Genomic DNA, 14,323 nt, shown 5'->3' with positions numbered 1-14,323 from the left:
AAATGTAACCATATTTTGAATTTTGGCAGCAATTGTTGAGCCCGTTATTCCTTGAAAAAAGAAAAAGAATTTAACTGAAATTGAACCAGAAACGCACTCCTTCGCTATCCCGGTCAATGTTCAGTTTAGATTGGAGTTGGTTCACCAATCGGTTCATCAAACGGATTCCCATGGAAGAATGTGCCCGCTCCTCAGCATCTTCCGGGAGCCCCACGCCGTTGTCGGTATATTCAAAATAGCCCTGGTCGCCATTCTTTCTTAAATGGATATAGATCTTACCATTGTCGTCATTATCAGGGAAAGCGTATTTGAAGGAATTGGAAACCAACTCGTTCAGGATCAGCCCAAAAGGAATGGCACGATCGATATCCAGCTCGGTGCCCTCTGCATCAATGGTGATACTGATGTTGTGCCCCCCTTTTTTATAGACAGATTGAACGCTGTTGATCAAGCTCTCAATATATCCCTGCATTTCTATCACGGAAAGGTCATCGTTCTGATACAGTTTTTGGTGGATGAGCGCCATGGCCTTCACTCGGCTCTTTCCTTCCTCCAAGGCCTCTATGGCCGCCTTGCTGCGGGTATTCTTGGTCTGGAGGCTCAACAAACTGGAAACCATTTGTAGGTTGTTCTTTACCCTATGGTGGATTTCCTTCAACAAGGAATCCTTCTCCACCAATGCATTCTCGATGATATGCTTTTGCTCGGAGATAAGACGTTGGTTCTTGATACTTTTTAAATAGGCATATACCAATCCAGCAAATCCCAACAATGTGAATATCAATGAAATGAATACCAAATTGATGCGCTCGTCCTTGGCCTTCATCTCACTTCTTGCCAGCTCGTTTATCCGTTTTTGCTCATCAATGAGCCGTTGGGAATTTTGAAGGTCCTCATTGGCCACAATAGTGACCAGCTGCTGTTTGATGAGTGCCGATTGTTTTTGCGCCAACGAATCCTTTATCCTCTCATTGCGCTTGTAGTAGATGGTGGCATTTTTGAAGTTCTCCACCTTGTCATAAAAAGCGGCCAACAAACTATTTCGCTCAATGGTCTGTAGGATGTTGATGTTCTCAAAGTCAATGTCGAGGTATTTTTTTGCCGCATTGAACCGCTCCAATTGAAGATTGGCCTCTGCCAGGTACATCGTGTTGTCGATGACCTCGCTTTTGTGAATGTTCTTTGAAGATGCCTCCAGAGCTTCTATGCTGTCCTCGAGAAGGGGAATGGCGGTTTCATACTCCCCCATCATCACGTGACATTTGGCAATGTTTCCCTCTATTTCGGCTTTGAGGAGTTCACTCTCAAAGATATCCTGTTCACTTTTCTGGGTGGAAATGTCGTTCAGGTACACATCCAAGTAGGCCTTTGCCTTTTTCAGCTCACTGAGCGCCGTTGGGGCCGAATCATCCAATCGCAAGTAGTTGCCCACTTTGCTATGGTATTGGGCCAGTTTGTAGGTTTCGTTGTCCGCAATGGTGGGCTTTACTTCCATGATGTACTGGTCCCTCGCCTTTCTGTACAAGCCCAAGTTGCTGTAGATATCGTAGAAGGATACGTTCTCGGTGATTCCCAGTTCGCGCTTTTCCTTGCGGATCTCTATCTGCTTGTCATACATCTGGAGGTTGGCGTAGTTGTTATCCAGCACATCAAGGATTATTTTGTGCAGGTCCATCTCCAAAGAATCTTTGTCCTCGTGAAGTTCCTTTGCCAAGGCGATACTCTTATCATATTCGCCAAGGTCGTTGTACAACTGGGCCTCCATCACTTTGTAGAGCCTGGCGGCAACCGTGTCATTGGTCTTTTGGGAATTGGCAAGGTATATTTTGACGGTATCCAACCAATCGTAGGCCGAATTTACATTGTACCTATTGACCGAATTGAAGAAAACATTGAACCGTTGCGACGGACTGCTGACATTTTCAAATTCTTTCAGCACACTGCGCTCTCCATCATTGGGACTCTGAGCCGAGGTACTGAAAAGAAAGGCAAAATATATAGCGGTGAATAAAAATCTTACGTAACGTCCCATTAATTTAATTGATACAGTAACCAAAGGATACATCCCATGGCCCGATAATGTTTGTGCCCTTTTTTATCTCTCTTCCCCTTAAAAACCAATGTGATTTCAGAAATGCACTGAGCATAGCCGAAAACTAAGTATGGGGTATATAGAGAACGCTAGTTTAGCTTCAAAATTAAATCCAAACCAAAAGACTTGTCCGGTATTGTTGTGAAATAGCCATTTTCTGTTGTGAAAAGATTCCTTGTGTATGTGAATATGCACTTTACCGATGTTTTGTGCATTTCGTGGAGTTGATCAATGAAATCAATATCTGTAAAATCAAAAAAGGCCCTGCTTTTTACGACAAGACCCTTTTACGAGAACACTATATGAAAATGAAAAAATTACTTTCTTAATTATTACACTGCTAAAGTACGGACGACCTTCCCAAGACCAAAAACATTGTTGTGAACGTCCCAAAAGTTGTGGTCATCTGGTTGAAACGGATAGACGGCATAAAAAAATGCCCCTTTGGGGCATTCCATATGAGTCGTATGTGCTTTGATTGAAAATGGACTAACTGTTCATCGATGAAAGGATGAACTCCTTAAAGTCCTTTGAAATTGGAATCAGGTTATTGTTGATCACCACATCCTTGGAATTGATGGCATCTATGTGGTCCACGTTCACAATATAGGACTTGTGGGCTCTGTAGAACTTGTTTCCGGGCAGTTTTTCCAGATAATCCTTCAATGGGGATCGTACCAGGAATTTTTTGTCAGCCGTATTCACCTCCAGATATACGTTGTCCGCTTTGATGAACTGGATATCACTGAATTGGATCCTATAGTACAGATGCTGTTTTTTCACAAAGATGGAATCCTTTAGGACAGAATTGGAGGTAAAGCTCTCGCCTACATCATCTAGGTCCCTGTTCAAATCCTTCTTGTTGTAGTTGAAATTGGACAACGCTATTTCAATGGAAGTGTAAAGGTCCTGCTGTTCAAAGGGTTTAACCAAATAACCATCCGGTTTCACCGTCTTTGCATTTTCCACTGTGGCCCTATCTGAGTTGGAGGTGACGAATATGAACGGAATGTTGTACGATTCCCTAATGTGTTTGCCTAGATCTATCCCCGTCTTGTCCGATGCCAAGATGATATCGATCAACACCAGATCTACATGGTTGTTCTTTAATACTTCAACCGCCTGTTCATAAACAATTACATTGTCCACGATCTCATAGCCGATTTCCTCAAGCATGGACTGCATGTCATCAGCGATGATGACATTGTCCTCTACGATCAAAATTCTAATTGGATGTTCCAAGTTCCCTAAAGTTTATCTGGTTGTCTATCAAATTTACAAAAAAATATTAATTGCGGAGAAGAAGAGTATAGCAAGTAGAAAAGAACTGAGTGCCAATTTTTTAAGCTCCCCATCAAGCTGTCCTGGATCGTGTGTTTTCAGCACTTTCACAAGGTGTATTAAAATGGGTACAAAGGCCAACATAAAATACCCTTGTTTCCAACTCAATTCCTCAACCAAAACATAGAGAAGAAAGCACACAAAAGAAATCGACATTAGTAGAAAGTGGTATCGCTTTCCATTGTTGAATCCCATCTTCACCACCAAGGTGATCTTTCCATGTTTCTTATCGGATACAACATCCCTGAGGTTGTTCAGGTTGAGCACGCCCACACACAAAAGTCCCAAACCGGTTGCGGGCAGTACCGAATGCCAATCCAACGCTTTAGTGTACAGGAACATACTGCCCAGAACGCCCAACAAGCCAAAAAACAGGAAAACATAGAGGTCTCCCAAGCCCTTGTAACCATAAGGATTGGAGCCCATGGTGTATCTGATGGCGGCCCAAATACTCATGGCTCCCAATATGAAAAAAATGAAGATGTAAACCAGATTTTCCAATCCGAATGCCTTATAAATCAGGATAATGGCCAAAAGCATGGAGGTCGCTATCGAAACAATGATCCCCTTTTTGAGGGCCGTCCTGGAAAGTAGACCACTTTGAAGGACCCTTTGCGGACCTATCCTGTCCTCGTTATCGGTTCCTTTTACTCCATCACCATAGTCATTGGCAAAATTGGAAGTAATCTGAAAACCGACGGTGGTCAATAGGGCGAGCACAAAAATATCGAACTGGAAAAAACCCTGTTTGGCTGCCATTGCAGTACCCACAATAATTCCCGAGAGGGAAAGGGGAAGGGTCCGCAATCTGGCGGCCCGCACCCAAGTCTTCGCTTTTCCCAATATTAAAAAGGTTCTTCTATCTTAATCCTTTTTCCATCTTTGTACGAGGCCACAAATGCATCCTTGAAGCCCATCTGTACCAATTGCGCCCTAAAGGACTGCGCTTCGGAGAGGGTCTCAAAATTCCCAAGGGAATAGGCATAGAAAGGATTGGTCTTCACGAAAAGGGTGTTGGTGAGTGCCTCTGAAGCGAGGGTGACATTGTTGTCCACGAACGATTTCACCTGAACGGAATAGATCTTTTCCTTGTTGAGGAACTCCTTTGCCAAGTAGAACTCCCTCACTAGGCTGAGTTCCTGGTTCTGGACCTTAAGATTGTCTATCCTGTTCTTGATGGCATCCAAACTGTCAATGGACACCAAAAGATTGTTCTGGTTTTCAAAAGACTGCTTGGTGCTCAAGCCTGCCGTAAACGAAGTGATGGCCAATGTACCTATGACGAATAGGCCCACAAAGCCCAAAAGGACGTTCCGTTGCAACTTGAGTTTGCGAAGGTCCTTGTTCTTATATTTTATCTGGTCCAGTAATCTTTCATTGATAATCTGGGCCTTATCTATGTCCTTGTGTAGATCCAACAAATCGCTTTCTTCAATAAAAGGCATATTGTCAAGGGGTTATGAATTATCAGCAAAGCTAATAACGTAGTTGTCAATAAGTTAATTGGTATATCTACAAATGTAAAATTTTTAGGGAAAGAAAAAAACTTAGCGGTATGAAATTAATGTCAAAAAGCGGCAAAAAGAGATAAATGTCAATTTCTTGCCTTTTTATAGCAAGTGGATCCCATCATCCTGAATATTGATCTTGCGTTGTCTGTAGAGAATGCCCACGCCTTTCTTGAATGCCTTTTTACTCAGATGGAGCGTTTTTTGGATCTCTTCTGGTGAGGATTTATCATGAAGTGGCAAAAAACCATTGTTTTCCTGCAACTTGTCATAGATGATCTTTGCAGTGGGTTCCAACATCTTGGCACCGATGGGCTGTAGCGAAACATCTATCTTGTGGTCGTCCCGAACCTTTTTCACAAACCCTTTCAAACGGTCCCCCACTGAAACCGGTTTGAATATATCACTGTCGAAGATGAGCCCCCTGTGTTTGTTGTCCACGATCACTTCCCAACCCAAAGGAGTTTTCCGATACACCAACAGATCTACCTCGGCATTGGTCTCATAATCGGCCCCATCGTTGGTCAAAAACTTTTCTATACGACTGGAACCGGTAAGCCGTATGCTCTCCTCATCCAGATAGCAGTGTACAATATACTTCTTCCCTGCTTCCATTCTTTGGGATTGTTCCCTAAAGGGAACCAGCAAATGCTTCTCCAGCCCCCAATCCATAAAAGCACCATATGCTCCCACTTCCGCAACCTTCAAAAAGGCAAAACCGTCTCGGGTCACGAGGGGTTTCAGTGTAGTGGCCACGGGTCGCTCGCTATTGTCCAAATAGCAGAACACCTCCAATTCCATGTCGATTTCAAAATCCTCGGGGACATATTTGTTCGGTAGAAGGATCTCGGTGCCTTCATCATCTCCCAGAAAAAGGCCCACACTCGTGCTACGGAGCACTTTCAGGGTGTTATGGTTTCCCAATTTTATCATAAGGCAAAGGTAGATGGAATTTGTGGGTATAAAAAAAGCTGCCCATAAAGAGCAGCCAAACTTAAGTTGTTTTGTATCATGCTAATTGTAAGCAGATTGCTTTCCAAAATGCTTCGCCAACATGTAATAGATAACGGCTCGTTGCTTGTTTTTCTCTGATTGGCCGTATGCATCGATTACCTTTTTGATAGCGTCCATGAGGGCCGGACTATCGGCAAGGCCCAATTTCTTGATCAGGAAATTGTTCTTTACGGTTTCCAGCTCCTTGTCATCCGACCCCGAAACCTTGGAAGCATCCAGATTGTATATGGCCGGGCCCAAGCCTACGGTTACCTTGGTCAGCAAATCCATGTCCGGGGTTTCCCCAAATTTGGCCTTGATGTCGTCTGCGTATTTTTCGATGAGTTCGTCTCTTCTGCTCATAATCGATCAGTGTCTTTGTGGATTTATAGTTTATGGTCTAAGATATAAAATCGAAATAGTCGAGCAAAATTTTATTGTTCAGCTCCCGTGGGGTATTGATTTCCAGAATCTTTGGCTTATCGGATTCCCCATACAATTTTTCCAGTCCGCCCAGCAATTGTTTTTTGTCCGAAGCCTGATGGTATTCAAAACCGAACATCTTTGCCAAATGCTCCGCATTGAGTCGGTGCTGGGTTTCAAAAAAGGTGTTGAACTCGTCGGTGTCCTCTTTGCCCGGAAGGATCCTAAAAATGCCCCCTCCCCCATTGTTGACGATAATGATCCTGAAATCGGAACGGATATGGTTGTTCCAAAGGGCATTGCTATCATACAAAAAACTCAAATCCCCAGTGATCAACAAAGTTGGGCTCTCACTGTGAACGGAGGCCCCTACTGCCGTGGACGTACTCCCATCTATGCCACTGGTACCCCTGTTGCAAAACACTTTCAAAGATGGGTGCATGGGGAACAATTGGGCATAACGCACCGTGGAGCTATTGGCCAAATGTACCTGATACCCTTTGGGGATGTGCTTCATTACTTCATCAAAAACCATGAAATCCGAGAAGGGAATCTGTTCCAAATAAGCGGCCCTTCCCTTTTCGTAGGTAGCCTTTGCTTGCTTCCATTTCCTTTTATAGGCACTTTCGGTTTCCGAAGGCGTAAGGATGTGCTTTAGGAAGGTATTGGGTTGTTCCTTCACATGCTGCGTGAGGCAAAAAAACGTATCGTATGCTGTTTTGGGGTCGATATGCCAATGGACCTTGGGCTGGAACTTGCGCAGAAACGCCTTGATCTTTTTGGAAACGATCATCCCACCAAAAGTAAGGAGTACATCGGGCTGAAGTGCTTTGAAAAGTGCCTCCCTGTCCGATGATTTTTCAATCGGGGCGATGATACTGTCAATGCTGGGGAAAAATTCGGGATGGTGCAAGTTGGAGGTCGTTTCGGTGAACACCAACGTATGACCATCCTTTGCCAAAGCTTCCAACACCTCTTGGTCCATGGTATCGGGCTGGTCCACCCCTACCAAGACCATTTTCCGGGCACTGTTGTTCCAAATGGCAGCAAATTTGTCATAATCTTTCACTCCGGAAGCTTCCAACTTGTCTTCTTCAAATACAGAAAGCTGTACTGTAGGCTCTTCCAACAGACCATACAGCGGTTCCTCAAACGGAATATTGATGTGTACTGGCGATTTCTCCACAAATGCTATCCGAAGTGCCTTGGCCAATTCTTTTTCATTGTATGCCTGGACATCTTCCTGTGTATCCGCCAAAAGGTCTTTGCCCAATGTAGAGACCGAACCCGATGCGTGGGAGACATCCTGCTTCAGATTGGCAGCATATCCGATGTGCTTTTCCAGTACATTGGCCTGCCTGATGGTCTGACCGTCCCCGATATCGATCCGGTAACTTGGCCTATCCGCTGTAACAACGACCAAAGGAATATCACTGTAAAAAGCCTCGGCCACCGCCGGATAGTAATTGAGCATGGCACTTCCCGACGTACAGACCACCGCAACGGGTTCCTGCAATTGCTGGGCCATACCAAGGGCAAAAAAGGCGGCACAGCGCTCGTCCACAACACTATAGCACTTAAAAAAAGGGTGCTTGGTGAAACCGATGGTCAACGGTGCGTTCCTTGAGCCTGGGGAAATTACTATATGCTTGATACCCTTGGACTTAAAATACAGGACCAATGTTTGTGCGGCAGGAATATTGGAATACATCATGGAGTACAAAAATACGCTTGAAAATGGGATTCCCCTAAAATCCTGGGCAGCAAATTATAGGATGCCCAGCATGGTCTTGCTTTTGTTCTGGGTCTCAATCCATTCGTCCAACGGATTAGATGCTGAAGTGATGCCCCCGCCCACAAAAATGGTGGCCTTGTCCCCATTCAGTTCCATGCACCTGAGGTTCACGAACAATGAAATATCATTTTGGGCGAAGAGATTGAGTTCTCCCAAAAAACCCGTGTAGAAGGTACGCTCATAATTTTCGTTTCCCATAATGAAATCCATGGCATCTTGGGTGGGGATGCCACACACGGCTGGGGTTGGGTGCAATGTGGTGATCACTTTTTGGATGTCCGTCTCAGGCCTCATCTTTCCCCTCACCTCGGACCTCAAGTGCCAAAGGTTGCCCGCCCTGATGGATTTTGCCTCATCAATTTCCAACCGCTCCATGGAATGGTGCAGTTTTTCACGGATGTAATCGGACACCATGTTCTGTTCCTCAATCTCTTTACTGCCCCATTGCGGGTTTTCATTGCCTTCGTAGGGCAAGGTCGCGGCCAAGGACATGGTCCATAACTCCCCACCTTTGATCTTTACCAAGGTTTCGGGCGTTGCCCCGCACCAAGTGCCCACTTCGGGATGGTGGAACAGGTAGCAAAATGCGTTGGGGTACTGTTGCAAAAGATCATCAAAAATGGCAAGGGGACTTTTGGTCAAAGACACCTCCATTCTTCTGGACAGGACCACTTTTTTCAGGTTTCCTTTTCCAATTTCCTGAATCCCCTTTTCAACTAGCGTCATATGGCCCTTCTTTCCTTCTTCAGAAAGGGCAACTTCCGCTCTGTCCAATTTCTTTAGGAACGAATGGGTCGCCTTTACAGTTTCATCAGGTCGAATCAGGACGGCCCCTTTACTCAGGTCGAACGGAGCAAAAACAAATCCTTTGTCCTTAAAATCGGTAGACCAGAGTTCGTTGTCCGCCTGAAAAACGCCCACAAGTTCTTCCTGTTGCGGTTTTCGATAGATAGCGAACGGAAGGTTTTTTTTCAGCTGGTTTTCGACGTTGTCGAATAGGTGTTGAAGCTCTTTATTTTCTGGGTAATGCAATGGTAGTCAATTTACAGTTGGAAATGAGATCGCCTTCTTCATTGGTGATCTTGATCTCCCAAAGTTGGGTGGTTCGGCCCTTGTGAAGCATGGATGCACGCGCATACACATATCCCTCTTTTACGGATTTCACATGGTTTGCGGCAATCTCTATCCCACGGACAAAAAACTCCTTCCCATCCAAGAAAACATAGGATGCGGCGCTGCCCACGCTCTCGGCCAAGGCCACCGATGCCCCGCCATGCAATACCCCATCGGGCTGGTGCACCCTTGGGGTGACGGGCATACGCGCCAAAAGGAAATTCTCGCCCACATCAATATAGGTGATGTCCAACGTTTCCATCAAAGTTCCCTTGCAGATTGCATTGCAGACGGACAGAATTTTCTCTTTGTGCTCGTTCATCCTCTTATTTTTTGTAAAATTACACAAAGCGATGGCAATATCGAATCAAACCCCTTGATTATGCCCCACAATGAAAAAACGGTCGCCTATACCACGGAAAATTCCTATCTGACCCAAAATACAATCTCCGCCAGCACCAAGAATGTATGGTTGGTGTTCCACGGCATCGGATATCTGAGCCGTTATTTTGTAAAATATTTCAATTCCCTGGACCCAGAGACCAATTACATCATTGTGCCACAGGCCCCTTCCAAATATTATTTGGGGAACGAATACAAATATGTGGGTGCGAGTTGGCTCACCAAAGAAAACACCCGTATGGAAATTGGCAACGTGCTCAACTATATCGATGCGGTGCTAGAGGCGGAAAACCTTCCAAAAGACCTGAATTTTGTCCTCTTTGGTTTCTCACAAGGGGTTTCCATCGCCATACGTTGGCTGGCCCGTAGAAAAATTACCTGCAAAACGGTAGCGCTCTATGCCGGCGGCATTCCCAACGAACTGACCGAGAAAGATTTTGATTTTCTGGATTTCGATGTAACCAACGTCAAGGTCATCTATGGAGATACGGATGAATTTTTGACCCCAGACCGATTGAAGGTCGAAAAAATCAAAATCGATAATCTATTTAGAGGAAAGGCAGAAATCATCACCTTTGTGGGCGGACACGAGATGAAACCTGAGATCATCAAAAGTTTGGTGTAGAACATCAAACCATAGATACTTTGTATCTATCGGTTGACATCAACTTTTTCTGCTTCTTCGGGATAGTATTTGATGACCCTTGTGGTATAGGTGTTGTTCGGGGTCACAATCTGCTTCACCCAGTTTTTGGGTGTATGGCTATCAAATTGAAAAATGTAGTTGCTGATGGATTCCGTTGTCAAGGTCTTGGTGACCACCCGGTCCAACACGCCTTCCTTATAGTGGTATAACTGTTTTTTCTGGGAAACAAATTCCTTCTCTTCCACACTATATAGGAAATCCTCGCTGGTGACCAGTTTCCCTTTGTCATTATACACCTCCTCGGTAGCGCGATTGGGTTCGCCATCGATATACTCCTTGGTGAGCACTGATTTTTGGGTTCCCTTGGGTCCTTTTCGCTGTGAGGTCCTGACCGATTTTTCCAAAATGCCATTGGTGTAGGTGCTCACAGTGACCTCGTCCTTGAAGGGAGTGTATTCAAACGTGGTCTCGTCCACGCCATCTATATTGGAAGAAACCATCTTCTGCAATTTGCCCTCTTCTCCATAGAGATATACCTGTTGTTCCAAGAACTGCTTGTCATAGGATACGATCTTTTCCACCACTTTTCTGTTGGGAACAGTATCTATAGTATAGAAATTGGCCATGGAAGTGGATTCGTCCAAAATGTTGTTCTTATAGCTTTCCATGCGCTTTTCCACCAATTCGCCTTCTTTATACTTATAGTAAGTAATGTCCTGATCCGTATCGTTGTATTGGGTGATGGTCTTGGTCAATGTGCCATTTTTATTGAACTCGAACATTTCCCTGCCATAATCCGTAATGACCAAACACGACTTGACCTTCCCCACAAGATCAAAATCTTCCACGGTGAATATTTGAACATCTTGGGAATGAAGCCCAAAAATATGTAGAAACGAAAAAGATAAAAGGGTGGTGTAGTGCTTGATCATACTACAAAATTACTTCGAATTAAGGCAATTAAAAAATTTATGGCCCATACTCTGCCCAAATTAACCTAAAGAAAATGCGGGTTTTTCTAAAATTTACGATCTGGATCAAAAGGAGCGATGTCCATGGACAGTTTTTGGTCGGAAACCAGTTCGGTGATCAGTTTTCCCGTTGCCGGCCCCAAGCTCCATCCCATCATGGCATGTCCAGTGGCTATGGTGAGGTTATCGAACTTGGTGGGCCGTCCAATGTACGGCAGGCCATCCGGGGTCACGGGGCGCAGACCGCACTGGGCATTGCTCTTGTCCTCTTCGGATATTTGGAGCCCTTTGTAGTAACGCTCCGCTCCTCGGGCAATGGCTTCCACCCGTTCCTTTCTGATGGTATGGTTGATCCCGGAAAATTCCATGGTCCCCGCAAAACGGGTAAAGCCTTCCATAGGGGTCACGGCCATTTTTGCTTCCATCAAGATAGCGGGCATGGTGATGCCGGTCGGGGATTCCACATTGATTCGATATCCCTTGCCTCCTTGTAATGGCAACGGAAGCCCCAATTTCTTTGATAATTGGGAGGTCCATGATCCTGCCGCCAGTACCACTTCATCCGCTTCGTAGCTGGACTGGTTGGTCACCACCTTGGTGATTTCTCTGCCGGATACCGAAATATCCTGTACTTCCTCCCCTTTTTTGATGGTCACTCCACTATGGACCAAATGTTCCAACAACTTTTTCATGATCAATGGAGGTGTGGTATGTCGATCACACTCCCAAAGTATGGCTCCTTCGGCATTAAATTCCACATGAGGTTCAATTTCTCTCAGCTCTTCTTTGGACAAATTTTTGCCAACGAGCCCCATTTCAGCCGCTTTTTCCACAACCTCCATTTCGTGGTCCCTGGCCTGTTCGGTCTGGTACACCATCAGCAGGCCCTTGTCCCCTATCAGAAAATCACCTAGGTCACCAGAAGCCTTCATGCCTTCATACAGTTCCCTGCTCAACAGGTTGATGTCCCTGATGACGGGCATTGCCTTTTCAACCTTGAGCTTGGTGGACGATTTTTTAAAGTACCAGGCCCATTTGATGAACTCCACATCCAACCTGGGCTTCATATAGAATGGGCTGGACGAATTGAACATGTATTTCAATCCCTTGGTGATCATTCCGGGCGAGGCCAGTGGGATGATATGGCTCGGGGTAAGGTACCCCGCATTCACAAAGGAAGCTCCGGAATCAATTTCCGATTTGTCCAAAACGGTCACTTGATGACCTTCTTTCTGTAAAAAATATGCAGTGGAAAGGCCTACGATTCCGCCCCCTACAACAATAACACTTTTACTACTGCCCATATTCCGTGGTTTACGATATATGAAGTTGATATTTTGAGTGCCAAGATAAACAAAGGGCATGAAAAGTTAATCAGCGGTACCCGTTTCTTTCGCCATCTTTTAACTACTTTTGGAAGATTTTGAAAAATAACGAACAAATGAAAAAATTATCCATTTTTGCTCTGGGGCTAGTGTTTGCCTGCAACTCCTCACAAAAGGTAGTATCAGAGCCTGCACAGGTCACAAAAGTGACCGATCCTGTGCCCTATGCGGAATCCATTACCCAAGACGACCTCAAAGAACATCTTTTCACTTACGCTTCCGATGAATTTGAGGGAAGGGAAACAGGACAGCCCGGACAGAAAAAAGCCGTGGAATACCTCAAGGCCCACTACGAATCTTTGGGCATTCCCGCAGCCAAGGCTGATGGCGATTATTTTCAAGAAGTGCCATTGGAAGTATCCAATGTACCGAAAGGGAGTATCTCCATCAACGATACCGTATTTGAATTGGGAGAAAATGTGGTCTCCTTTTCATCTGCCGAAGGGAACTATGACAGTGTGATCTACGCAGGGTACGGCATTGAGGAAGGCGACTATTCTGACTACAAAGACTTGGACGTAACCGGAAAGTTAGTCCTTATCAAGGCCGGAGAACCTATTGATAGTGATGGAAACTACATCATTTCAGGAAGTGCCGAAAAATCCGTTTGGAGCAATATGTCCGAGGGTATGGGGAAAAAAGGCGAACTGGCACAAAGTAAAGGGGCCAAGGGAATATTGTACTATGACTCCCAAAATTACCCAAGGTATAAAGGCTATTTCGGTTTCATGAAGACCAATAACAGCGGAAGGATGCAATTGGCAGAAGACAAATCGGAAACCGTTCTCATCATTCTCGATGAAAATTCCGCTAAGGCCATTTACAGCGACATTGAATCTGAAGATGCACCCAAAACCATTGCAACCGATTTGGCGCTCAACGTTACCAGCACGAACGACAAGATAAGTTCTGAAAATGTGGTCGCCATACTGAAGGGAACTGAAAAACCAGAAGAATATGTGATCATCTCTTCCCATTTGGACCATATTGGGGTAACCGCAGATGGGCAGATCAATAACGGGGCCGATGATGATGGCTCTGGGAGCGTTGCCCTATTGGAGATTGCCCAAGCGTTCAAAAAAGCCGCCGATGCTGGCCATGGACCCAAGCGATCTATTGTGTTCCTGCACGTGACCGGTGAGGAAAAAGGACTTTTGGGATCTCGATACTATACCGATGTGGATCCCATTTTCCCGTTGGATCAAACCGTTGTGGACCTGAACATCGACATGATCGGACGTATTGATCCCAATTACAAAGGGGCCAGAAACTATTTATATTTGATCGGGTCGGACAAATTGAGCACCGAACTCCATAATCTTTCCGAAGAGGTGAACAAAAAGTACACCAATATTGAGTTCGACTACACCTACAACGATGAGAACGACCCCAACCGATTCTACTATAGGAGCGACCATTACAATTTTGCAAAAAACAACATTCCGATCATCTTCTACTTCAACGGTACACATGCGGATTACCACCGCCCCGGCGATACGCCTGACAAGATCAATTATGATCTTTTGGAGAACCGCACAAGGCTTGTTTTCTATACCGCTTGGGAAATAGCCAATAAGGATCAAAGATTGGTGGTTGACAAGGCTCCGTCAGCTACAGAGGAATAAGATTTTACAGCACCAGAAAAGTAAAAGGC

At 45.0% G+C, this 14,323-nt stretch carries 13 protein-coding genes; 2 read left to right on the top strand and 11 right to left on the bottom strand.

Features of this window, described 5'->3' with window-relative positions:
• Positions 1 to 70 precede the first annotated feature (70 nt).
• The 9 genes from D2V93_RS09445 to D2V93_RS09405 all read right to left on the bottom strand — a co-directional run bounded on the left by D2V93_RS09445 (position 71) and on the right by D2V93_RS09405 (position 9,587).
• Complete coding sequence (locus D2V93_RS09445) at positions 71 to 2,032, bottom strand: sensor histidine kinase (RefSeq protein WP_119619296.1); 1,962 nt, start codon at positions 2,030 to 2,032, stop codon at positions 71 to 73.
• 549 nt (positions 2,033 to 2,581) lie between these two features.
• The gene (locus D2V93_RS09440) at positions 2,582 to 3,334 is read right to left on the bottom strand and encodes a LytR/AlgR family response regulator transcription factor (protein WP_072879244.1); all 753 of its coding nucleotides are present in this window, start codon (positions 3,332 to 3,334) and stop codon (positions 2,582 to 2,584) included.
• A gap of 33 nt (positions 3,335 to 3,367) precedes the next feature.
• The gene (gene menA / locus D2V93_RS09435) at positions 3,368 to 4,276 is read right to left on the bottom strand and encodes a 1,4-dihydroxy-2-naphthoate octaprenyltransferase (RefSeq protein WP_119619295.1); all 909 of its coding nucleotides are present in this window, start codon (positions 4,274 to 4,276) and stop codon (positions 3,368 to 3,370) included.
• Positions 4,277 to 4,278: 2 nt separating this feature from the next.
• On the bottom strand, positions 4,279 to 4,878 hold the full coding sequence (locus tag D2V93_RS09430) for an SPOR domain-containing protein (RefSeq protein ID WP_072879242.1): 600 nt from the start codon (positions 4,876 to 4,878) through the stop codon (positions 4,279 to 4,281).
• Positions 4,879 to 5,043: 165 nt separating this feature from the next.
• On the bottom strand, positions 5,044 to 5,874 hold the full coding sequence (locus tag D2V93_RS09425) for a CvfB family protein (protein ID WP_119619294.1): 831 nt from the start codon (positions 5,872 to 5,874) through the stop codon (positions 5,044 to 5,046).
• Positions 5,875 to 5,955: 81 nt separating this feature from the next.
• The gene (locus tag D2V93_RS09420; RefSeq protein WP_119619293.1) at positions 5,956 to 6,297 is read right to left on the bottom strand and encodes a DUF2853 family protein; all 342 of its coding nucleotides are present in this window, start codon (positions 6,295 to 6,297) and stop codon (positions 5,956 to 5,958) included.
• Between the two features lie 37 nt (positions 6,298 to 6,334).
• The gene (gene menD, locus D2V93_RS09415; RefSeq protein ID WP_119619292.1) at positions 6,335 to 8,071 is read right to left on the bottom strand and encodes a 2-succinyl-5-enolpyruvyl-6-hydroxy-3-cyclohexene-1-carboxylic-acid synthase; all 1,737 of its coding nucleotides are present in this window, start codon (positions 8,069 to 8,071) and stop codon (positions 6,335 to 6,337) included.
• A 54-nt stretch (positions 8,072 to 8,125) separates the two neighbouring features.
• Positions 8,126 to 9,184, bottom strand: a complete 1,059-nt coding sequence (locus D2V93_RS09410) for a chorismate-binding protein (protein WP_119619291.1) — start codon at positions 9,182 to 9,184, stop codon at positions 8,126 to 8,128.
• Positions 9,165 to 9,587: a PaaI family thioesterase gene (locus tag D2V93_RS09405; RefSeq protein WP_072879235.1), complete on the bottom strand. Its 423-nt coding sequence runs from the start codon at positions 9,585 to 9,587 to the stop codon at positions 9,165 to 9,167. The genes D2V93_RS09410 and D2V93_RS09405 overlap by 20 nt, the downstream gene beginning before the upstream one ends.
• Before the next feature lie 60 nt (positions 9,588 to 9,647).
• On the opposite strand from D2V93_RS09405, the gene D2V93_RS09400 reads away from it, so the two are divergent.
• On the top strand, positions 9,648 to 10,292 hold the full coding sequence (locus D2V93_RS09400; protein ID WP_119619358.1) for an alpha/beta hydrolase: 645 nt from the start codon (positions 9,648 to 9,650) through the stop codon (positions 10,290 to 10,292).
• Positions 10,293 to 10,318: 26 nt separating this feature from the next.
• Here D2V93_RS09400 and D2V93_RS09395 read toward each other — a convergent pair whose 3' ends face one another.
• Complete coding sequence (locus tag D2V93_RS09395) at positions 10,319 to 11,245, bottom strand: hypothetical protein (RefSeq protein WP_119619290.1); 927 nt, start codon at positions 11,243 to 11,245, stop codon at positions 10,319 to 10,321.
• Between the two features lie 86 nt (positions 11,246 to 11,331).
• Positions 11,332 to 12,588 carry an NAD(P)/FAD-dependent oxidoreductase gene (locus tag D2V93_RS09390; protein WP_119619357.1) on the bottom strand — a complete coding sequence of 419 codons (1,257 nt, stop codon included), beginning with the start codon at positions 12,586 to 12,588 and terminating at the stop codon, positions 11,332 to 11,334.
• A 137-nt stretch (positions 12,589 to 12,725) separates the two neighbouring features.
• Between D2V93_RS09390 and D2V93_RS09385 the strand changes: the two genes are divergently transcribed.
• On the top strand, positions 12,726 to 14,294 hold the full coding sequence (locus D2V93_RS09385) for a M28 family peptidase (RefSeq protein ID WP_119619289.1): 1,569 nt from the start codon (positions 12,726 to 12,728) through the stop codon (positions 14,292 to 14,294).
• Positions 14,295 to 14,323 lie beyond the last annotated feature (29 nt).

It is taken from the genome of Flagellimonas taeanensis, from assembly GCF_003584105.1.
GTDB classification, from domain to species: domain Bacteria; phylum Bacteroidota; class Bacteroidia; order Flavobacteriales; family Flavobacteriaceae; genus Flagellimonas; species Flagellimonas taeanensis.
Note: the sequence above shows the minus strand (reverse complement) of the source record. Positions and strands in the feature narration are given on the sequence as shown.